Genomic DNA, 21,061 nt, shown 5'->3' with positions numbered 1-21,061 from the left:
AGGCAAGGAGCAGGTCATGTCCGTCACGACCACCACTCACCTGAACTTCCGGGGCGCTGCACGGGAAGCGCTGGACTTCTACCAGTCCGTCTTCGGCGGACGTACGGCCGCGGTCACCTATAAGGACGCGGGCGCCGTGCAGAACGAGAGCGAGGCGGAGTGGGTGATGTGGGGCGAGGTGGCCGGCGACAACGGCTTCCACGTCATGGCCTACGACGTACCCTCGCAGCTGCCCTGGAACCAGGGCGAGAACCCGTTCTTCGTCTCCGTGCGCGGTGACGACGCCGAGGAGATCAGCGCCCTGTGGGCCAGGCTCGCCGAGGGCTCGACCGTCGTGCGTGCGCTGGAGCCCGCACAGTGGGCGCCGCTGTACGGCATGCTCACCGACCGCTTCGGCGTCACCTGGGTCCTGGACGTCACCGCCCCGTACAACGGCTGAGCCGGCCGACTGACACGCCTGCGCCGCGGGCCGCCACAGCCACACGGGCGGCCCGGACGGCGCGGGCCCCGAACACGTACAGCAGCGGAAGGAAACAGGTCACCGTGCGGATGCGGAAGCTGGAACGGACCGGCATCGAAGTCAGCGCCTGCTGCCTGGGCACCATGGTGTTCGGCAAGACGGGCAATCCGGATCACGAAGACTGTGTGCGCATGATCCACCGGGCTCTCGACGCGGGCATCAACCTCGTCGACACCGCCGACGTCTACGGCTGCAGCGAGACCGAGGAGATCGACGCGATCGTCCCGCCCGGCACCGACATCAGCCCTCTGGACGTCTCCCGCACACCCCCCTCCCTCACCCGCACGGACCTGCGCCGACGCCCGCTCCACGAGCGGGCAGCAGTCTGAGAACGTCATGACCGTCCTCGACAGCCGCGCCCTCAACCGCGCCACCCTCGCCCGCCAGCACCTGCTCACGCGCAGCGACACATCCGCGCCCGAGGCGGTGTCCCACCTGTGCGGCCTGCAGGCTCAAGAGCCCCAGGAACCGTTCATCGGACTGTGGTCCCGCCTGGCCGACTTCAAGCCCGGACTGCTGGACGACGCGCTGACCGGCCGCACCGTGGTGCGCACCCACCTGATGCGCCGCACCGTCCACCTCGTCACCTCCGACGACGCGCTCGCCTGGCGGAGCCGCCACGACACCATGCTGCGCCGGCGAGTGCTGGGCACCTACCGGCGCGAACTGGCCGGAATCGACTTGGACGAGGTCGCCGCAGCCGGCCGCGCGGTCATGGCCGACCAGCAGCCCCGCACCATGAGAGAGCTCGTCCAAGCCCTCGAAGACCGCTGGCCCGGCCCACCACGCCGTGTCCTGGGCGAGCTGCTCGTCGCAGCCCTCATCCCCATGGCCCAACTCCCGCCCCGCGGCCTCTGGCAGCAGACCGCCGGCGTACGCAACCTGCCGTTGGCCACCTGGCTGCAACGGGACATCGACCCCCTGCCCGCCGGGGACAGCGATCCCGTCGGGCAGCAGTTGTTGCGCCGCTACCTCGCCGCCTACGGGCCCGCCGCCGGCGCGGACCTACGCGCCTGGTGCGGCCTCGCCGGACTTCCCGCCGCCGTCGAAGCCGCCCGAGAAGAACTCGTCGTCTTCCGTGACGAACGCGGCCGCGAACTGCTCGATCTGCCCGACGCACCTCGCCCCCACCCCGACACCCCGGCCCCTGTCCGGTTCCTGCCGGCCTTCGACAACGCCGTCCTCGGCTACCACGACCGCAGCCGCATCATCGACGCCCCCCACCGCGGTCTGTCCGTCGCCGGCCACCGCATGGTCCTCGTCGACGGGCGCGTCACCGCCACCTGGACCGTGCGCAACCACCAGCTCCACATCAGCTCCCTGCGCCCCCTCACCGCCCTGGAACAGGAAGCCGTTCACGCCGAAGCCCAGAACCTGACCACCTTCCTGGACAACGGCATCGAGCACATCCGACTCGACACCGGAAACTGACGATCACCCGCTCCAGATCCCGGCGTGGCGGGACCCTTCGCCCACCGTGCTCGTCGGCTCGCACGTGGACCCACACCCGGTACTCCGCGGCCGGCACCGTGCGCACCGGGCCGGGCGCAGCGGGGTCAGGGGCGTCGTCCCGTTCACCCCCGTACGCAGCCGACCGGAGTCGCTCCGGCCGGCGGCCCGAGGTGCCGACCGCCTTCGGCATGGCATGGCGCACACAGAGGCATGATGTTCAAATGTCTGATGTTTGTATAGGGTGTGCTCCATGGATCGGATCAGTGCACCGCGACGGGCGACCAGCCTGTCCGCGCAACTCGTGGAGAGTCTTCGCTCACACATCGAGGCAGGGGGCTGGCCGGTGGGGACGCGCATCCCACCGGAGCAGGCCCTGATCGAGGAACTCGGGGTCGGACGCAGCACGCTGCGGGAGGCGATCGGTGCGTTGGTGCACCTTGGCCTGCTGGAGCCCCGGGCCGGGGACGGAACCTATGTGCGTTCCGCGAGTGAGCTGCAGTCGGTCATGGTGCGGCGGGCGAGTTCCGCGAAGCGGGACAACGTATTGGAGCTGCGGACCGTATTGGAGGAGTACGCCTCGGGAGCCGCGGCGCTGCGCCGCGACGAGGAACAGCTTCAAGAACTGCGGGAGCTGCTGGCCGACGCCGATGCGGCCAGCGTCAGCCAGGACACGGCCGCGGCCGGGAGCGTCGACGCGCTGTTCCACCGGGCCGTGGTCCGGGCGAGCGGGAACGACCTGCTGATCGAGGTGTACGACCACCTCGGTACGGCGCTCACCTCGTCCCTGGGCGGCCTGCCCTGGGACGCCGCGCACGCCGAGGAACACGCGCGCCTGCACCGGCGGCTGGTCGCCGCGATCGAGGCCCGGGACGCGAACGGGGCCCGCGAGGCGGCAGCAGCGATCGTCCGGTGCACCCGTGACCACGAGAGCGACCGGTCCGGAGCAGGTGAGGAACAGTGACTGCTCGGTCCTCCTCCGTGTCCCCACGTCACTCCGCCCCCCGGTCGACGCACGCCGGCCGAACCGCCCCTGCCCCGCCTGCTGTGTCGGTCGGACTCGTCGTCGCGATCTGTCTCGTGGCGGCGAACCTGCGCACCACCCTCACCGGCGTCGGCACGCTCCTGCCGGAGATCGAACGTGGCAGCGGCCTGACGTCGAGCTGGGGCGGGTTGCTGAGCACCCTCCCGCTGCTGACGTTCGCCGCGACCTCGCCGCTGGTCGCCCGGGCCTCCCACCGGTGGGGCAGCGCCCGCCTGCTGGTGGCGTCGCTCGGGGTGCTGGCCGTGGGCACGGTGGTCCGTTCCCTCCCCTCGGTGGTCTGCCTGTTCGCCGGTACGGTGATCCTCTCCGCGGCCATCGCGTTCGGCAACGTGCTGCTGCCCGCACTGATCAGGCGCAGCGTGCCCGCGCACCGTATCCAGGGCGTCAGCGCACTCTACGTGACCGTCATGGGCCTCATGGCCGCGGTCTCCTCCGGGATCTCCGCGCCGCTGGCCCACACCGTGCCGGGATCCTGGTACACCGCGCTGGCCTGGGGGGTCGTCTTCACCGTCGCGGCGTTCCTGGCCTGGCTGCCCCGTATGCGGGGGGACGAGCCACAGGCGTCCACCGGCGGGACGCACAGCCCGGTCCCCTGGCGGTCGCGGCTCGCCTGGCAGGTCACCTTCTTCATGGGCCTGCAATCCCTGGCCTTCTACACCGCCGTCGCGTGGCTGCCCAGCATCCTGATCGACCGCGGCACGAGCAGCACCACGGCCGGCTGGATGCTGTTCTACTACCAGGTGGTGTCCCTGGCGGCCAGCAGCCTTCTGCCCCTGCTCACCCGGGGCCGGCACGACCAGCGGTGGACGGCGGCCGGGGCCTCGGCCCTCGTGGCGGGCGGATTCACCGTCCTGGTCGCCGCGCCCGGGCTGCCCGTCGTGGCGTGCACTCTGCTCGGCCTCGGCGGCGGCGCGAGCCTCGTCCTGGCGCTGACCTTCCAGAGCCAGCGGGCAGGCAGTCCCGGCGAAGCCGCCGCACTGGCGGGCATGGCACAGTCCATCGGCTACCTCGTGGCGGCGGCCGGACCTCTCCTCCTCGGCATCCTGCACGACGCCACGCACAGCTGGACACTGCCGCTCGCCGTCCTGGCCGTCCTCGGCGTCGCCACAGCAGTCGCCGGACACGGAGCGGGACAGGACCGCCACGTAGGCCGGCCCGCCGGCTGACACGGACGCCCTGCCCGAAGCCCGGCCGGGTGAATCCCCAGACCCTCATCCAGCACGTCCTGACGGCCATCACCGCCAGGTGCACACACCGGTGAGGCCGCCGATCCCCTCTTGTGCTCGGCGCCTGCCGGCCGTGCAGCCTCGATCCCGTCCTCCACCCCGGCCGCCGTCACCGGCTGCCCGTCCCCGTCCGCCCGCCGGATTCGTGGGCGAACTCCCGGTCGGGCTGCTCCTGAAGGCCGGTGACCACCGGGACACCCAACTGCTGTCGCCGGGAGGGGCCGTGGAGCACCGGCCGGCCGTCCGGCGGCCGCCCCGCTACCTGCCGTCCACGTAGGCGCGCAGGGCCGACACCCCGTAGCCGTCGGTCTGGAGCCCGTGCAGGGACTTCGACACGGGGAAGGCGAGCGTCGGGACGTAGACCGGGACCGCCGCGGCCCGCTCCATCACGCGGCGGTCGACGGCCGCCCAACGGGCTCCGGCGGTACGGATGTCCGGGGCCTCGTCGGCGTGGTCGACGGCCGCGTCGACGCCCGCGTCCGCGAGCCGGGACCAGTTGACGTGCCCGAGACCCTGGGCGCTGTGCGCGCTGAAGTAGTCCGGCAGCAGGGACGAGCCGACGGGGAGGGAGGCAGTGACGGCCTCGGAGCCGAACACGTCGTACGCGGCCGTCTCCTGGTAGAACTTCTCGGGTGCCACGGCGAGCAGGGTGACCGCGAACCCGGCCTTCTCCAGGGCCTGTCGCACGACGTCGGCCTGGCCCGCGCCGTGGAACTGGTCCGACCGGTAGGCCACCGTCAGTTTCCTGCCGGTCTGCCCGGCCCGGTCGAGCAGGGCGCGGGCCGCGGCCGGGTCGCCGTCGTCCCCCGCCCCGTACACGTCGAAGTCCTGGGAGCCCACGACGCCCGGCGGCAGCAGATGGTGGGTGACCGTCCCCGACACCCCCGAGGCGCGCAGCACCTGCCCGGCGGGGATCGCGGTGGCGACGGCCTCGCGGACGGCCGGGTCGGTCAGGCGCCGGGTGTTGACGAAGTAGCTCCGCGCGTACCACGCCGGGGCCGTGAGGGTCCGCAGACGCGCGTCCGCCGGAACGCTGTCCCGGCCCAGCGGGCCGCCGGTGAAGGTCATCACCGGCAGGCCCGACTCCGCCAGCGACAGCAGGGTCCTTCCGGTGGTGGAGGCGTCACCGGTGCTCTCGACCGTGAACCGGTCGGGGTACGCCGTGCGCAGCGGGTCGCTGTCCGGCTGCCAGCGCGGGTTGCGCGCCAGCTCGACCGTGCCCTTGCCACCCGGGAGGGCCGCCTTCGTGATCCGGTACGGCCCGGTGGTGGGTGGTGCCTGCGCCGCGGGCGGCTTCCCGGTCCAGGAGCGGGGCACCGGCACCCCGGACGGGCCGGTGAGGGCGACGCCGAAGTCGGCGCAGGGCGCGGCCAGATGGAAGACCACCGTGCGGTCGTCCGGGGTGCTGATCGCCCCGGCGGGCAGCGTGGCACCGCTCATCCGCTCGGCGCCCGACAGGCCGAGCAGCCGTCGGCGCATCAGGTCGTCGTTGGTGCTGAACGCCGGGTCGAGGGTGCGTTCCACCGCGTGGGCGAAGTCATCGGCCCGCACCGGTTCGCCGGTGTCGTAGCGCAGCCCCGGCTTCAGGTGGAACGTCCACGTGCGGCCGCCGTCGCTCACCTTGCCCGGACCGTCGGCGAGGTCGCCGACGAGGCGCATGCGGCCGTCCGGCAGCGGCTTCAGGCCGGTGAGGCCGCGGTAGGCGAGCTGGATCAGTCTGACGTCGCCCGCGGCCTGGGCGTTGCCCGGGTCGACCGTGGTGAGGAAGGACTCCACGACCGCGACCCGCCCGCCGCGCCGGGCGCCGTTCACCGCCGGGGCCGGGCCCCGGGAGTCCGCGGCCGTGCCCTCGGTGAGGGTCTGGGGGTGCGCGGCGGGCGCCACGGTGCCGGCTGTGCCGTCGAAGCCGCCGCCGGCCCCCGCACCGCCGCCGCCCGTGCCCCGCCACGGCTGGATGACGGCGAGCGTGGCGGCGAGGGCGCCCGCGACGACGGCCGCCGTGGCCGTCAGCCACAGGGTGCGACGGCGGCCGGACGGGACCGGTGCGGGGTCGGCGCGCCGGGGCGGCATGAGGTGGTAGGAGGTGGTGGTGGCAGGCGGGGCCCCGGCGGGCGGGGCGGCGGCGTCCGGGACCGTCGTGGGCGTGGTCTCCGGGGGCCGCGCCGCCTCCGGGGCGGGGCGGGCCAGCGCGTCGAGCGCCGTCGCGGCGGCCGTCGCGTCCGGCCGGTCCGCCGGGTCCTTCGACAGCAGCCGCAGCAGCAACTCGTCCCAGGCGGAGCCGAGTCCGCTCCGCAGCTCGGAGGGGCGCCGTACCTCCTCGTGCAGATGGCTGTACATCAGGACGGCCGCTGAGGCGCCGGTGAACGGGGTGGTCCCGGTCAGCGTCTCGTACAGCGTGCAGCCCAGCGAGTACAGGTCGCCCGCGCCCGTGTCCGCTCCGCGCGTGAACCGCTCGGGTGCCATGTAGTGCAGAGTGCCGACGGGCGCGTCCGCGGTCGCAGTCAAGTATCCGGCTCCGGTCCGGGCGTCGACGAACTTCGCGACGCCGAAGTCCAGTACCTTGACGGTTCCTTCGCCGGTGACCATCACGTTCGGCGGTTTGATGTCGCGGTGCACGATGCCCGCGCGGTGGGCCGCAGCCAGGGCCCGGCACACCTGCGCCGCGGTCTCCGCCGCCCGTACGGGCTCCATCGGGCCGTACGCGTCGAGGAGTTCGCGCAGGGTGCGCCCGGACAGCAGCGGCATCACCAGGTAGGGCACGTCGCCGTGGGCGCTGTGGTCGAAGACGGGGACGATGTAGGAACTCTCCAGCGCGGCGGCGGCGTGCGCCTCGCGGGCGAACATGCCGAGGAACCGCGCCCGTTCCTCGCCGGCCAGACCCGCTGGCACGCTCAGCAGCTTCACGGCGACCTGTCGGCCGAGCCGCGCGTCCGTGGCCCGCCACACGACGCCCATGCCTCCGGCGCCGATCCGTTCGCGCAGGGTGTAACGCCCTCCGAGGACCGCGCCGTTCTCCATCTCCGTGCTCCCCCAAGCGCCGTCGTCCGTGCTGCTTCCTCCGTCAATCTACCCGGCGGGCGGGGCGCGGTCGGCGGACGCGGGGCGGGAACTACGGGTGGAGGACGGCCTTTCCGGTGACGGTGCCGGACTCCGCCAGGGCGTCGCGTCGGCACCGTGCTCCTGGAACTGCTCCAGGGTGACGACGACGGGCACCGCATGGCTGTAGTCCTTCGCCGTGATCGTCTCGCGGTAGTAGCCCGGCGTCTACGGGCTGTGCCAGGCGCACGTTCGGGTCGCCGCCCCTCGTCCCGAGGCGGCGGGCGAGGTCATCGTGCAAGGCGAAGACCTGGGAGTCTGGGTGGTGGCGCAGTGTGCCGGATGGGAGCGGCTCATGCCCGCACAGCAGTACCTCCTGGAATCGACCAGGACACTCCGGAGAACCGGCGTGCGGAGGACTTCGCCGCCGTCATCGCGGGCTCCCTCGGCCAACGCCGGGTCCTGTGTGACTGCGGCGCAAGTCGGTCGAACCGATGGCGGCCCGCCTCGGCGAGGTCGACCACGTCGTGGTCGGCGTCGCTGCGCTTTCGGGCCTGCTCCAGTACCCACTGTGCGACGCGTGCGCCGGCACGTCCGGTGCGGGTGCTGCCGAGAATGATCGCGATCTTCGCGATCGTGTCTCCGGTAGCTGGAAGAACCGGTCGGCTCCCCGCCCTGGGCGCGGATCGGTCCCCGGCTGAGCGTGATCAACCGCTGCCGAGGACAACGCCGGCGTCGGCCCGCGGACGGGGAACCGGATAGCAGGGGTTCACTGACCGGTGGCCGAGGCTCGGTGGGTGAGGAAGGAGTCGAGATGGGTGAAGACCGTCTCGGGTTCTTCGCGGAGGGGCAGGTGTCCTGCGCCGGGGATGATTTCGAATCGTGCGTGGGGGAACCCCGCGGCGTAAGCGCGGCCGAAGTCGGGGGTGACGACTGCGTCGTCGGCGCCCCAGATCACCAGTACCGGGCAGGTGACGGTGGGAAGGCGGGGCAGCATGCCGGGATCTGCCATGGCCGGCCCGGCGTAGGCACGCATGGCGGCCATCGCCTGTGCGGGCGGTCCGCCCTGCGGCGCCGGAGCCGGTGGACCGGCGGGCATGGTGATCTGCCGGCCGGGGATGACGGGGCCGATGGCGTCCATGAGGACGAGCCGGGAGATCCGGCCCTCGCGGTCGTCCAGGACGGTCTGGGTGGCGACCCAGCCGCCGAAGGACGTGCCGATCACCGTCACGTCGTTCAGCCCGAGCCGGCCGAGAAGTTCCAGGTAGGCAGCGGCGAGTGCGGGCACGCTGTCCAGGTCGTCGGGCCGTACGGTGGCGTCCCAGCCGGGATGGGTGGGCGCGACCACCCTGTGATCCGGTGCCAGGTGGTCGATCAGGGGCGAGATGCTGGAGGGGCCGGGGCCGCCGTGCAGGACGAGGACCGGGCTGCCGCTGGTGCCGGCCTCGCGCACTTCGAGGTCGAGGCCGGGCCGCACCGGAACGGTGCGCTGATGGGGTGCGGTCATGGGGTGCTCCTGGGCGCGGGGGATTCGGTGACTGAGGGCGCGGTGGCCGTGAGAGCGGGCCTCACCGGGCTGCCGGGTCGGAGGTGAAGAAGGCGACCATCTGCTCCAGGCCGCGCTCGCCGAACATGGTGTCCAGGTTGGCGGCGGACTCGGCGGCGGACTCCTCGCTGCGCGGGAAGAGGGCCTCCTCGTACGCTGCCAGGGCGGCCTCGGTGTCGCCGGGGTGGGCGGCGACGGTCAGGGCGAGTTCGGCGCCGTCGAGCATGGCCAGGTTGGCGCCCTCCCCGGCGAAGGGGGACATCACGTGGGCGGCGTCACCGAGCAGCGTGACGCCCGGGACGCGGTCCCAGCGGTGCCCGACGGGCAGGGCATGGATACGGCGCGGTGTGATCGTGTCCGCGTCGGCGACCAGCGCGCGCAGGCCCTCGTCCCAGCCCTCGAAGTGGGGGAGAACCGCGGCCTTGGCGGCGGCCTGGTCGGTGAAGTCGACCGTGTCCAGCCAGCCTTCGTCGGCCTTGAGCGCCGTGTAGACGTGGAGACTGCCGTCGCTCTCCCGGTGCGCGAGGACACCGCGTTCGCCCCCCAGGGCGATGAAGAACCCGCCGCCGACGACCGCGACGCTGCGCGGATGGCGGGTGTCGGCGTCGAAGAGGTCGGTCTCGACGAACGAGATGCCGGTGTAGGCGGGCTTGGCGTGCGAGACCAGCGGCCTGATCCGCGACCAGGCGCCGTCCGCGCCGATCAGCAGACCGGTGGTGACGGCCGAGCCGTCGGCGAACGTCACCTCGTGACGCCCCTCGCCCAGCGCCCGGGCGCCGGTGACCTTCCGGCCCCAGTGGACCGTGCCGTCGGGCAGGGAGTTCAGCAGCAGGTCCCGCAGGTCGCCGCGGTCCACCTCCGGCCGGCCGCCGGTGCCGTCGTCCTCCTCAGCCACGTGCACCGTGCCGTCCGGGCCGAGGAGACGCATGGCCTGACCGCCTTCATGGACGATCTTCAGGAAGTCGTCGTGGAGGCCGGCGGCGTGCAGAGCCTTCTGCCCGTTCTCCTCATGGATGTCGAGCATCCCGCCCTGCGTACGGGCCGCCGCCGACGCCTCCAGGTCGAAGACCGCCGACTCGATGCCGTTGACGTGCAGGACACGGGCGGCGGTCAGGCCGCCGAGACCTGCACCGATGATCGCGATCGGGACGTGACTGGTGCCCATGGGGGCCTCCGAAAGCACTAGGGGAACACCTCTGTCCGCCGAGCAGGTCCCGCCGACGCCGCCGGACTCATGAGGAAGGCCGGCGTCCACGTGATCGGCAGGCAAAGGCCCGGCCACACAGAAGACCGTACCGAACATGTTCGTTGCGAACAAGTTCGGTACGGCTCAGCGAGGGGCGGCGGGCCGGGGGCGGCGAGAGAACTGCGTCCGACCAAGCCGCAGCCGCCGGCAGGGCGGGCGAACCCGCCGGAACTCAGCCTCCTGTGCCCGGGACGGGCGTGTGTGTGATGCCGTTGACGAGGACGTCGAAGCTCCAGCGCATCCTGTCCGACGCCGCGCCGCCGATCAGGTCGGGCATGTGCGCGGTGATCGCCGGATGCGTGGCGGCGTCCACGGCGTGCAGTGCACGCACCGTGGCGTTCCAGTCGTCCTCGGAAGCGGGATCGTGCTCACGCGTCGAGTGCTCGGCAGCGGTGGCCGTCGCATCCTGGAGCAGTTTGTCCACCCCCCAGGCGACTTGCTCGCGACCGGCGCCGCTTTCTGAGAGGAGTTCGAGGATGCGCTCCACCAGGCGCAGGTAGTTCTCCCCGCTCGGGCGGGCGACGAGCGCGGCCCGCGCCAGCTGCGGGTGCGCGAACAGCACCTGGGTGTACGACGTCATGACAGCACGAAGCTGCTCGCGCCAGTCCTCACCGCCGTCCCGCCCGGTCAGGTCGACCTCGCTGAGCAGGGAATCCAGAACGGCTGCGTGCAGCTCGGCGGTGTTGGCGACGTAGACGTACAGCGACGCGGGGCCGGTATCCAGCTCCTGCGCCAGGCGGCGCATCGTGACCTTCCCCAACCCCTCCGCCCGCATGATCCGCACGGCGGTGTCCACGATCCAGCGCCGCGACAGGGCGGGCTTCGCCGGCCGCTCCCGGCGGCTGATCGGCTCTCTTCTGGCAGTCATAACTCGATCGTAACGAACATGTTCGCAGTGCGGGATTGCCCGGCTCACTGACCGGCTCCTGGACATGGCGCCGGCCCGTCTCGAGGAGGCCGGACCGGTGCGCGAGCGTACCTCGCAGCGCACCGACTCCGCCCGCCTCTTGGCCGCGGTGCGTGACCTGACCCGTCTGGAGCTGATCACCGAGGGGGTCCGCGCCGCACTCGGAGGTCGCTGGCCGTCTCCCCTCACCTGCTGGACGGACGGGTCGATGAGGACTGGGGGATCCGCTGCGGCCGGCCGGTCCGCACGGGCAAGAACCCACCCAGCCCGAGACCACGATCCTTGGCACCGGAGACGACGCCGTTCGGCTCCTGGAACACCTCGACCGGCACGGGGCACAACTGGCAGTTCGGGGGCCCACATGACGGGGGACGCCGAGGGAGAGGGTGTGCCGAGGCAAGCCGCGTGGCACGGTCGACGAGTTCGCCCACGGAAACGGCACGCGGCGAGCTGCAGGACGAGGCTGGAGAAGGCCGTGGTGCGGATGCGGCCGCTGGCCATGCCGTCACGGGCGACGTGGCCCGCATCAGGTCGAGCGCCCGCGACACGGCCTTGGTCCACCGGGGTCGGTGAGAGCAGCGAAGCTCTTCATCATGCCCCCGCACTCGATGTCCGGACGGAAGGCGCCGTCCGGGTCGACGTTGGACGAGAACAGCGCGGTCAGGCCGCACCGGTCCTCGCCCCTCAGCTTCTTCGCCCACGCCCGCTCGGACACTCCCGGATGTCGCCCAGCCGGCGACGGTGATCGCGGTGCCTGGCTGTGACGCTACGGCGTGTAGTGACTGGCCTGTGCTCCCAGGACGTTCAGCAGGGCCAGGGCCTCGGCGCCGGGGGATCCCGGCGGTGCGGTGTAGAGCACGAGGTGCTGGTCTCGGTCGGTGAGGGTGAGGGTGTCGCAGTCGACGGTGACGTCGCCGACCGCCGGGTGGCAGAAGGTCTTGGTGAGTGTCGGTGCGGGCTGTACGTCGTGCCGTTCCCAGAGCCGGGCGAAGTCGGGGCTGGTCTCGCGCAGTTCGCCGACGAGGCCGGTCACCGCGGGATCGGTGGGGTAGCGGGCGAGGGTGGCGCGGAGCTGCATCACGACACCCAGCCGGAAGTCAGCGGCGTCGGAGATTCCGTAGAGCGTCTCATCGGCGTACTGAGGTCCGGGGAAGGCCCGGCGGGCGAGGTTGCGTTCTCGGGGGGTGAGCGGGGCGAAGTCCTCCATGAGGGCGGCCGCGAGGTCGTTCCAGGCGAGGACCTCGCACGCGGCGGACATCACGAAGCCGGCCGTCTGCGGCAGTCGTTCCAGGAGCGCGAGGATGCTGGGGCGGACGTCGCGCCGGTGCAGTCCGGTGCGGTTCGGCGCGGTGCCCGCGAGGACGTGGAGGTGGTCGGATTCTGCGTCGGTGAGCCGCAGCGCGCCGGCGATCGCGGCCAGGACGTCGCCGGACGGGCGTGGCGCCCTGCCCTGTTCGAGGCGTGTGTAGTACTCGGTCGAGATGTGCGCGAGGACGGCTGCTTCCTCGCGGCGCAGACCTGGTGTGCGCCGGCGCGGGCCGGGGGCAAGGCCGACGTCCTGGGGGCGGAGCCGCTCGCGGCGGCTGCGGAGGAATGCCCCGAGTTCCTGCTTGTCCATACGACAAGTGTGCGCGCAGTCCGGCGGCGGATCCTGGTACAGCCTGTGCCTGTATCCGGACGGCAGCCGGCCGGACGCTGTTGCCATGACGAACCACACGAACACCACCGACAGCGCACCCGTCGGCCTGCTCACCGGCAAGATCATCTTCATCACCGGCGCCAGCCGCGGCATCGGAGCGGCCGCGGCCCGGCTCTTCGCCTCCGAGGGCGCCGCCGTCATGCTCGCCGCCCGCAGCACCGACGCCCTCGACCGCATCGTGGAGGAGATCCGCGCCGACGGCGGCAGCGCCGACGCCGTCCCCCTGGACCTCGCCGACAGCGCGAGCGTCCGCGCCGCTGTCGACCACGTCGAAACGCTTCACGGACGGCTGGACGGCGCCTTCAACAACGGCGCGGTCCCCCAGCGGCAGTTCGGCCCGGTCGAGACCACCAGCGACGAGGACATCGACGAGCAGTTCGCCGTGAACTTCCGCGCGCACTGGACCGCCATGAACGCCCAGGCCGCTCTCATGCGGAAGAACGGCGGCGGGGCGATCGTCAACACCTCCAGCATCGGCAGCCGCCGCGCGAACCCCGCCCTGCCCGCCTACGGCGCCATGAAACGCGCGCTCAACAGCCTCACCGAGACCGCCGCGGTGAACTGGGCCGGTGACCGTATCCGGGTCAACGCCATCACACCCGGCGGCACCTCCACCGAGATGATCGACACCTGGGAGGCAGCGACTCCCGGCATCGTCGAGCAGATGACCAAGTCGATCCCGCTCGGTCACATGGCCGAGCCCCGGCAGATCGCCGAGGCGGCCGCGTGGCTGCTCAGCGACCGCGCCTCGTACGTGACCGGCGCGATCCTGCCGGTCGACGGCGGCGCCGGCGCCTGACAAGAGTGGCCCGGGTCCTGATCCCCGCTCCAGGCCCTGTCGGCAACACCCGGACCGCGTCGTCAGCGCCTGCCTGAGCCCGCGTTCGCGCACACCACTCCAGCTGGAGATCGTGATCTCGCTGGCGGGCGTGACCGAGAGCATCAGCCGGCCGATGTGCGTGTTGTGCGCAGGGACCTGGGGCGTCGAGCCGGTCCTCAGCCCGTCGGGACCGTAGGAGTGGGCCCGCGCCCCAGGTGTCGGCGGCTGCACGTACGGTCTGCGCATGACTGATCAGCAGGGGTGGGCGGGCGTGCGTCAGCGGCTCGAGGCGGCGGGTGCAGGGCCTTCCGGCGGCAAGGTGTTCGGGGCCTTGGGGCACAGGTGGATCGTGGAGGACCCGCTCACCCAGGGCGAGCTTGCCGAACTCGAGGCTCAGACGGGCGTGCGGCTGCCGGAGGAGTACCGGACATTCCTGCTCCACGTCGGTGCGGGTGGTGCCGGCCCTGCGCACGGCCTGTTCCCGGTCCGGCGCGTGCAAGGCCGCTGGCGTTGGGAAGGCGACGGCGCGGACCTGGCCGACCTGACGAGACTTGCCGAGCCGTTTCCCGACCAGGGCCCGGACCCGAAACTGCTGGACGACCTTCTTGCCCAACGCCCCGAGGAAGAGGACTTCGACGACATCGAGGACTTCGACGACGCCATCGAGGCTTGGGACGAGCGGTGGGAGGTCATCATGTTCGCCCCGGAGCGCACCGCCGACGCCATCGTGATCTCCCACCTGGGCTGCGCCCAGAGAGAATGGCTGATCATCAGCGGCAGCCACCGTGGCACGATCTGGTCCGACTGCCGGGTGGACGACGTCGACCTCGCCCCGCTGCTCGACGACGACGGTACGCCGGTCACGTTCGCCCGCTGGTACACCGACTGGCTGGAGAAGGCCGAGCGCACAGCCCTGTCGGCACCGTAGGCCCCTCGGCCTGTGCTGTTGAGCGTTACGGTGCGAACGGGCTGAGCAGGGCCCTCAGCCAAGGTGGGCCGGTGGGAGACGGGTGCGGCCGCCGTTGATCATCGTGACTTGTGTGGAGTAACGACAAAACGGTGGCCGCAGGTCACGGCATAGATCCACTCCGTGGGCGGGAAGCGTTCGAGGTGGCCGTGGGCCGGATCGCCGGCCAGTTCCCCCGGGTCGAACCACCGCTGCGGGCCGGGCGGTTGGTGCCGGCCTGCTGCCGGACCTGTCGAGGAAGAACTGCTGGACGATCGCGGAGTGGGCCGGGGAGGCCAGCCTTCCCCGACCGCGCGGCCGGTGTAACCAGGTGGGGAGACCGATCATGCCCAGGCGCCGGTGCCGGTCGGTGTCGATGGCAAGGCCCGCAGGCCGTGGACCACCTGGTCCCCAGCCCATCGACGGTGTACTGCGGAGACCGGCATCTGGCTGACAGGCCGTCCGTCTCTGGAGCCCTTGTTCTTCCGGAGAACCGCTCGAGCCCGGCTCCTTGTCTATGGTGGTGCGTGGCCCCAGGCGCGTTCCTGGTTGCACGGGCCATCGCATCTCAAAGGGGGACGGGATGAGCGAGTCGAGCAACGACAATGAGGGCACAGGCGTCCTGGTCGCACTTGGCATGACGGCCGTCCTCTCCTTGGTCTGGGCCTACGTCATCAAGGACCAGGCAGAGCTGATGACTTGGGGCGCCCTGGTGATGGGTGGAGCCACCGGCCTCATCGCCGGAAACTACAGCAACCACAGTCAGTCGGTCGCCGTCACCTGCGCGTTGGCCACCCCGCTCGGCGCCTACCTGGGCACGCTCCTCGGCCTCTGCCTGATCGCCGCCGCCCGGTACGGAGGCGACTTCAGCGACGCCTGGCACGTCTTCACCAGCGACACCAGCGAGGCGGCGCGCCTGTTCAAAACGGAGGCTCGGGACCGCGACTGGCTCTTCCTGTTCCTGTCGGCGCCGGTGGGGTACGGAGCGGCGTTGCTGGAGGATTGACCTGGGGTGTGTCCCCGCGGCAGCCGCGGGGACACACCCCAGGTCAATCCTCCGCGCTTGCCCCGAGGCCCGCCTCCCCCCTGACCCCCCGCAAGGCCACACTCAAGAGATCATCTCGGTTGGTGGATCGGAGCGAAGGTGCCCCGGCGGACTGCGTCTTCAGTGCTGGTGCGACGGAGCTGTCCGGCACTGGCGTACCGGTTGAGGTGCTGTCCGGCGATGCCGAGTCAGGCCGTGCCTTCTGTTGCAGATCCGGGTATCGGCCCGGTCGAATCCGTTCAGCCGTTCCGGCCCGCGGACTTGAGGCGGAGTGCGGAGACGAGGAAGAAGACGCCGCCGAGGAAGGCGTACCCGGCGAGGTTCGTGAGCGTGGCGTCGCCCTTGCCGCCCTGGAGGAAGAAGCTCGCGCCGGCAAGGGTGGAGACGGCCCCGCTCACGATCATCGGCCACTGCCCGCCCATCCGGCGCCGGACCACGGCCACGGCGAGCTGTGTGATGCCCGCCGCGACGGCCCAGACGCCCCAGACTCGCAGGACGGCCGGGATGCCGGAGGCGAGCGCGGCCGCCAGGGCGATGCCGGTGAGGACGCTCAGCCCGATGTTCACCCGCAGTCTCGTGACCGCACCGTCCGCCGCCCGGGTCGCCCGCAGGTCGACCACGGCGCAGGCCGCGTCGACGAGCGGATAGAGCACCAGCAGTGTTCCGCTGAGCGGGCCCAGGGTGTCGGCCGTCGCGAACAACAGGGCCGCCCAGACGGCGGCGAACGCGAAACGCAGGAGATACAGCTTGCGCAGGGTCGCCGGGAGCTGGGCCGGAGTGGTGGGAGCGGGGTGGTCGTGGTCGACAGCGGTGTCCATGGCGGATCCACCTTTCACGAGGGGGGAGGGGTGATGAGGGAGAACGTTCGGTCTCTTTTCATCATTCGGTGCCGCTGGTCGACCTGTCAAGACCGAACGTTCTCCCTCGGCTGTAGCATGGGTGTCATGAGCCGGAAGACGAAAGAGGCCAGCACGTCCGAGGTCCGAGTACGGCTGCTCGGGACAGCGGCCAGGATTTTCTACGCGGAGGGGATCCACTCCGTCGGCGTCGACCGGATCATCGAGGAGGCGCGGGTGACCCGGGCGAGCCTGTACCGCCACTTCTCCGGCAAGGAGGCTCTCGTCCTCGCCTACCTCGAGCAGGCGGACCAGGGCATCAGGGCGCAGCTGACGGCCGTCCAGGAGGGTGCTCGAACCCCGGGTGACAAGGTGCGCGCGGTCGCCCGCGCCATCGCCGAAGGCATCCGGTCGGAGGGCTTCCGCGGCTGCGCCTTCCTCAATGCCGTGGCCGAGTATCCCGATCCGGCGCACCCGATCCACCAAGCCGTTCTCGCGCACCGACAGTGGTTCCTCGAGACCGTCACGGACCTGCTGGCACAGGTCGGTGACGCGCCCGCCGAGGCGGCGGGGCGGCACTTCGTCATGCTCCGGGACGGAGCCATGGCCGCGGGGTGCCTCTCCGATCCTGGACCGGTCACCGCGACGTTCCTGGAGAGCATCGAAGAGATCTTGCAGGCCCGTTCCGCGGTGCACGTGGCGAGCTGAGCCCGGCGGCTGGGCGCCCGACGAGGGGGGTACGGCGGGAGCGGTCGCCAGGGCACGGACGAGCCGGCTTGCGTGGACGTCGAACGCCGCCCGGCTGCCCGGCGAGGTGGGTGTCACCCTCATCGGCACCCATGGTGTGCTCACCCGGCGAACCAGGAACAGAGCTGCCGTCGCGTGGTCCGGCGGCCGCTCACCGTGCAGGGATCCGACGTCAGAGGACGTGGTCTCGGCGCTTCGTGCTGTGCGGAGGACCCCTGGACGGGTGTCGAGACGGGTGCGTACGACGCCCGCGACGTCGGCCGGCTGACGGTGCTGCTGTCCGCGACCGTTCAGGGCATCCCGGCGTTCGTCACCTCCCGTCGGATCACCACGTCCCAGGGCGAGGCGCTCATCGACGACGCCATGAGGATCTTCCTCGCGGGCGCATCGGCCGAACGGTGACCGGACCGGGGCGGCGGTGCCGTCCGCCGGGGCCGCGTACGGGACCCCGGCACGGGACGCGGCCCCGGTGGGCACCGGCGGTGCCCCATCGGGCAGCCCCTCCTGTCCCAGAGGCCGGTGACCCCCCGTCCCGGGCACGCTAGCGTCCGAGCGTGAGCCGATACACCTCGCCGACATCACACCCCGCCGTGGCGTCTTCGTGGAGCCGGTCCGGCACGTGACCCAGGACAGGGAAGGCGCCGCGTACCCCCGGACGACGGGGACGGCCGGGAACGACGTCGGCCTTCGGCCTAGCCCCATGGCAGCGCCCGCCGATCCGGCGGAACACCACTCAGTACGCTCCGGAGCCGCCGGACACGAGACCGGCGGACACGAGACCGGCGGACACGCATCCGCCGGGCGCTCGGCGGCAGGGCGCGAAGCCGGGTGGGATGCATCCACGAGGCACGTCGCGGCGCGGTCCGGACCGCAGCCGCCCCTCGCGGAGCCGTCCGTCCTCCCACCGGCCGGGAACGCGCCGGTCGCCGACGCGCCCGGCACCCGCACCTCCCCTCGCCGCCGCGGCCCCGGTGCCTTCGTCGTGATCGTGCTGCCCGGCCTGGTGACGCTCACCGGAGGCCTCGTGTTCGTCGCCCTGTCCGGCATCCCCGGCACGGACCTGTCGCAGGACCCGGGCCCGAGCCAGTCGTCCGTCAGCAATGTGGACGGCTCGTACGTCCCCTGGCTGCGCAGAGCGACCGAGGATTGCCCCGGCGTCACCCCGGCGCTCCTCGCCGCGCACATCGACCGGCTCTCCGGATGGCAGGGCGACACCGCGAGCCTCACCGAGCAGGGCATCGCCCGTTTCACGGACGCCGACTGGAAGACCTGGGGCCGGGACGAGGACGGCAACGGCAGCTCCTCGCCGCGGGACGCGGTGGACGCGATCATGGCACTGGGACGGAAGGACTGCTCCCTGGCGAAGGAAGTGACCGCGCTCCGCACCAAAGGCACCGTCAACGGTGACATCGCCGATCTCACGCTCGCCGCATACGCGACCGGAACGGACCAGGTCAAGAAGGCCGGCAAGGTCCCCGCCCAGGCCCGCGCCTTCGTCACCGAGGTCAAGAAGCGGCTGCCACGGTACGACGCCCTGGTCCGGCACAACCCCGAGCAGGAGAGCGGTAGGGCCCCCGGCGCGCTGCTGACGCCGCCCGTCGCCGTGCTCACCGTCACCTCGCCCTTCGGTTCGCGCACACACCCGCTGACCGGGGTCACCAAGCTCCACACGGGCGTCGACTTCGGCGCGCCGCAGGGGGCCCAGGTGTCCGCGGCACGGGAGGGGCGGGTGGAGTTCGCGGGCATGACCCCGGCCTATGGCAACCGCGTGGTGATCGACCACGGCACGGTCGACGGCAAACGGCTGGAAACCACCTACAGCCACCTGTCCACCCTCCAGGTGACCGCCGGCCAGAACGTGTCCGTCGGCCATCCCATCGGGCTCGTCGGCTCGACGGGTCTGTCCACCGGTCCGCACCTCCACTTCGAGGTCATCTTCGACGGCCAGTACATGGACCCGGTCGCCTGGCTCAACAGCCGCGGCTGATCACCGAATCGGCCATCCGAAGGGACCGTGATCCGTTTCCCGGCGCGGACGACGAGGCCGTCGCCGCCTGCTCGGGCGGTCTGGCCGGGGGAGCCGCCCACCGACGGACGCGCATGGCCGGACCGTTGCTCGGCCGCGTCAGGTCGCCCCATTCCTTCACCTTCGACGGGCGGGTACGGCACTGAAGGGGGGGCGAGGCCGAGCGCGGTATGGAGAACCTCCCGGGCCTGCTCGCGCTCCAGCGGGAGGCCGGGTCTACGGCGCGAAGTGGCCCCACGCGGTCGCCGCCGGGTGGGGTTCAGAGCTTGTCGGCCGCCCGGACCCGGTGGAGATGGACGAGGACGTCGTAGGCCCGGCCGACCGCGAGGGCGGGCAGGGGGTCGGCGGTGAAGGTCGATCCGGCGTCGTAGACCGGCCGGGGCCGGTCGAGCCAGGTCCGGGCGTTGGCGGGTGCCGTCCGCAGGTCCACGTAGAAGTCCCGGTATCCGACCTGGTCCAGGGTGTACTCGTGCATGCCGGGGCGCGCCGCCGGGACGGTGACCGGTTTCCAGTCGCCGTCGAGGGAGGCGTCTTTGGTGAGGAAGGAGCCGCCGGCGAAGGTGAAGCCGATCGCCGCATAGCGGCGGCCCAGGCGGTCGCGCAGCACGGTGCCCTGGGTGCGCGGGTACATGTCGGGATGGGCGGACAGGTAGCCGACGTGGCCGTTGTGGGCGGACAACAGCATCTTGTGCCCGGTCTGGCGCTGCCACCACAGCACGTTGTCGGCCATGGCCTGGTCGCGCAGGCGCTCCGCGGCCGTGACCGAGGCCGGGTCCGCGAGGTCGATGGTGGCGAAGGCGAAGGTCTGCGCGATGTTCCGGGCGTGCTGCACGGTCCACGCGTACTCCTCGCCACCGGCCCCCTCGTGTTCGGCCACCAGGTCGAAGGCCTCCTGGGCCTGCGCGGCGTTCTCCTTGCGTTCCGTGAGCGGCTTGCGGAGGTAGGCGAAGATGTCGTCGAAGGGGCGCAGCCCCGCGTACAGCTCCTCGAGCCGGGGCAGTGCCTCCGGCCTGGCCGTACCGACGGACGAGAGAACTCGTTCGAAGATGTGGTCGCCGAGTTTCGGTCCCCCGAGGTCGTCGCCCATGAAGTGGACCCGGCGGTCGGGGCGGCGGCTGTTGTGGTCGCGCATCCAGCCGATCAGACGGACGAACTCCTCGCGCTCCCAGGGGGATCCGGCCAGCGTCTCCCGTGCGATCCGCCGCGGATCGCCGGGGCCGCCCTGGAGGTACTCGTCGATCCGGAGCCCGGCCGACCAGCTCATCTCCAGGGCGAAGGTGGTGAAGTCACGTTCCTCGACGAGGTGCTGGAAGACGCGGTGCTTCATGGCGAAGAACTCGTGCGAACCGTGCGTGGCCTCGCCGAGGCCCACCACTTTCGCGTCTGTGACCATGGCGCCCAGCGACCGCAGGTCCGCCGCCGGACCGCCGGGCTCCGTGGAGCGCAGCGGGTGCGCGGCCCGCTCCAAGGAGCGTACGACGCCTGCCGGGGACGCGGGGAGCGCACCGGGTACGAAGGGCGGGGCCGGGGCCGCGGAGGCCGCCGGGGCGGCCACCGCCGTGGTGGCGAGCGCCGCCGTGAGCGCGAGCAGTTCTCGCCGGCCGATCGGCTTCCTGTGTTCCTGCATGGTGATCACTCCTCGTCAGTGGCGGCTCCCCGAGCCGATGCATTGATCTTCGTGCGCCACGGCGCCGACCGCACTGAGGCTTCCCACCGTCCTGGTCCGGGGGTCTTCCCCCGCAGCCGGAGGGGGAGGGTCCCGACCACCTCCGGGAGCCCACCGCATGGTCCCGCCGACATCACCGGGGTGATCTGGGAACAGGACGTCCGCCGGCTTCCGACCGGAGGCACACCTTCGGATTCCAGGACGGCATCAGCCATCCGAACATCGAAGGTGCCGCACTGCCCAGCCATCGAACGTGTCGGACCGGCCACGCACAACCGGGACTGGAAACTGGACGGAAGCG

Annotated in this window: 18 protein-coding genes and 3 pseudogenes; 13 read left to right on the top strand and 8 right to left on the bottom strand. The window is 71.9% G+C overall.

Going from position 1 to position 21,061, the window contains the following annotated elements:
• Positions 1-16: 16 nt before the first annotated feature.
• The 6 genes and pseudogenes from AC6I72_RS32590 to AC6I72_RS32565 form a co-directional block, all read left to right on the top strand.
• Positions 17-439, top strand: coding sequence for a VOC family protein (locus AC6I72_RS32590; protein ID WP_498005054.1), 423 nt, complete (start codon positions 17-19; stop codon positions 437-439).
• A gap of 110 nt (positions 440-549) precedes the next feature.
• Positions 550-732, top strand: a pseudogene (locus tag AC6I72_RS32585) (aldo/keto reductase); the annotation flags it as partial.
• Positions 733-856: 124 nt separating this feature from the next.
• Positions 857-1,951: a winged helix DNA-binding domain-containing protein gene (locus AC6I72_RS32580; protein ID WP_498005053.1), complete on the top strand. Its 1,095-nt coding sequence runs from the start codon at positions 857-859 to the stop codon at positions 1,949-1,951.
• 271 nt (positions 1,952-2,222) lie between these two features.
• Entirely contained in the window at positions 2,223-2,933 is a 711-nt protein-coding gene (locus AC6I72_RS32575; RefSeq protein ID WP_498005052.1) for a FadR/GntR family transcriptional regulator, read from the top strand.
• Positions 2,934-3,016: 83 nt separating this feature from the next.
• A complete protein-coding gene (locus AC6I72_RS32570; protein WP_498005051.1) occupies positions 3,017-4,180 on the top strand; it encodes a CynX/NimT family MFS transporter in 1,164 nt (387 codons plus the stop codon).
• 144 nt (positions 4,181-4,324) lie between these two features.
• Positions 4,325-4,517 (top strand): annotated as a pseudogene (locus AC6I72_RS32565) (amidase family protein); the annotation flags it as partial.
• On the opposite strand, the gene AC6I72_RS32560 reads toward AC6I72_RS32565, so the two are convergent.
• The 6 genes from AC6I72_RS32560 to AC6I72_RS32535 all read right to left on the bottom strand — a co-directional run bounded on the left by AC6I72_RS32560 (position 4,499) and on the right by AC6I72_RS32535 (position 12,593).
• Complete coding sequence (locus tag AC6I72_RS32560) at positions 4,499-7,258, bottom strand: protein kinase domain-containing protein (RefSeq protein ID WP_498005050.1); 2,760 nt, start codon at positions 7,256-7,258, stop codon at positions 4,499-4,501. The pseudogene AC6I72_RS32565 and the gene AC6I72_RS32560 sit on opposite strands and share 19 nt — an antisense overlap.
• Positions 7,259-7,629: 371 nt before the next feature.
• Positions 7,630-7,893: a hypothetical protein gene (locus AC6I72_RS32555; protein ID WP_498006410.1), complete on the bottom strand. Its 264-nt coding sequence runs from the start codon at positions 7,891-7,893 to the stop codon at positions 7,630-7,632.
• 152 nt (positions 7,894-8,045) lie between these two features.
• Positions 8,046-8,783, bottom strand: coding sequence for an alpha/beta fold hydrolase (locus AC6I72_RS32550; RefSeq protein ID WP_498005049.1), 738 nt, complete (start codon positions 8,781-8,783; stop codon positions 8,046-8,048).
• A 61-nt stretch (positions 8,784-8,844) separates the two neighbouring features.
• Positions 8,845-9,987 (bottom strand): FAD-dependent oxidoreductase, encoded by a 1,143-nt coding sequence (locus tag AC6I72_RS32545; RefSeq protein ID WP_498005048.1) that lies wholly within the window; start codon positions 9,985-9,987, stop codon positions 8,845-8,847.
• Between the two features lie 253 nt (positions 9,988-10,240).
• Entirely contained in the window at positions 10,241-10,936 is a 696-nt protein-coding gene (locus tag AC6I72_RS32540; RefSeq protein WP_498005047.1) for a TetR/AcrR family transcriptional regulator, read from the bottom strand.
• Positions 10,937-11,741: 805 nt separating this feature from the next.
• On the bottom strand, positions 11,742-12,593 hold the full coding sequence (locus AC6I72_RS32535; protein ID WP_498005046.1) for a helix-turn-helix transcriptional regulator: 852 nt from the start codon (positions 12,591-12,593) through the stop codon (positions 11,742-11,744).
• 85 nt (positions 12,594-12,678) lie between these two features.
• Between AC6I72_RS32535 and AC6I72_RS32530 the strand changes: the two genes are divergently transcribed.
• The 4 genes and pseudogenes from AC6I72_RS32530 to AC6I72_RS32515 all read left to right on the top strand — a co-directional run bounded on the left by AC6I72_RS32530 (position 12,679) and on the right by AC6I72_RS32515 (position 15,446).
• A complete protein-coding gene (locus AC6I72_RS32530) occupies positions 12,679-13,473 on the top strand; it encodes an SDR family NAD(P)-dependent oxidoreductase (protein WP_498005045.1) in 795 nt (264 codons plus the stop codon).
• Between the two features lie 265 nt (positions 13,474-13,738).
• Complete coding sequence (locus AC6I72_RS32525; RefSeq protein WP_498005044.1) at positions 13,739-14,422, top strand: SMI1/KNR4 family protein; 684 nt, start codon at positions 13,739-13,741, stop codon at positions 14,420-14,422.
• Between the two features lie 188 nt (positions 14,423-14,610).
• A pseudogene (locus tag AC6I72_RS32520) lies at positions 14,611-14,741 on the top strand (IS701 family transposase); the annotation flags it as partial.
• A gap of 282 nt (positions 14,742-15,023) precedes the next feature.
• Positions 15,024-15,446, top strand: coding sequence for a hypothetical protein (locus tag AC6I72_RS32515; RefSeq protein WP_498005042.1), 423 nt, complete (start codon positions 15,024-15,026; stop codon positions 15,444-15,446).
• A gap of 278 nt (positions 15,447-15,724) precedes the next feature.
• Here the strand turns inward: AC6I72_RS32515 and AC6I72_RS32510 are convergent, their stop codons facing one another.
• Entirely contained in the window at positions 15,725-16,303 is a 579-nt protein-coding gene (locus AC6I72_RS32510) for a hypothetical protein (protein ID WP_498005041.1), read from the bottom strand.
• Between the two features lie 126 nt (positions 16,304-16,429).
• On the opposite strand from AC6I72_RS32510, the gene AC6I72_RS32505 reads away from it, so the two are divergent.
• The 3 genes from AC6I72_RS32505 (at position 16,430) to AC6I72_RS32495 (ending at position 19,055) form a co-directional block, all read left to right on the top strand.
• Positions 16,430-17,029: a TetR/AcrR family transcriptional regulator gene (locus AC6I72_RS32505; RefSeq protein ID WP_498005040.1), complete on the top strand. Its 600-nt coding sequence runs from the start codon at positions 16,430-16,432 to the stop codon at positions 17,027-17,029.
• Between the two features lie 174 nt (positions 17,030-17,203).
• The gene (locus AC6I72_RS32500; RefSeq protein WP_498005039.1) at positions 17,204-17,470 is read left to right on the top strand and encodes a hypothetical protein; all 267 of its coding nucleotides are present in this window, start codon (positions 17,204-17,206) and stop codon (positions 17,468-17,470) included.
• Between the two features lie 580 nt (positions 17,471-18,050).
• A complete protein-coding gene (locus AC6I72_RS32495; RefSeq protein WP_498005038.1) occupies positions 18,051-19,055 on the top strand; it encodes a M23 family metallopeptidase in 1,005 nt (334 codons plus the stop codon).
• Positions 19,056-19,353: 298 nt separating this feature from the next.
• Here AC6I72_RS32495 and AC6I72_RS32490 read toward each other — a convergent pair whose 3' ends face one another.
• Complete coding sequence (locus AC6I72_RS32490; RefSeq protein WP_498005037.1) at positions 19,354-20,721, bottom strand: erythromycin esterase family protein; 1,368 nt, start codon at positions 20,719-20,721, stop codon at positions 19,354-19,356.
• Between the last annotated feature and the right edge of the window lie 340 nt (positions 20,722-21,061).

It is taken from the genome of Streptomyces sp. Xyl84 (assembly GCF_059731885.1).
This window is presented reverse-complemented; position numbering and strand designations above follow the sequence as displayed.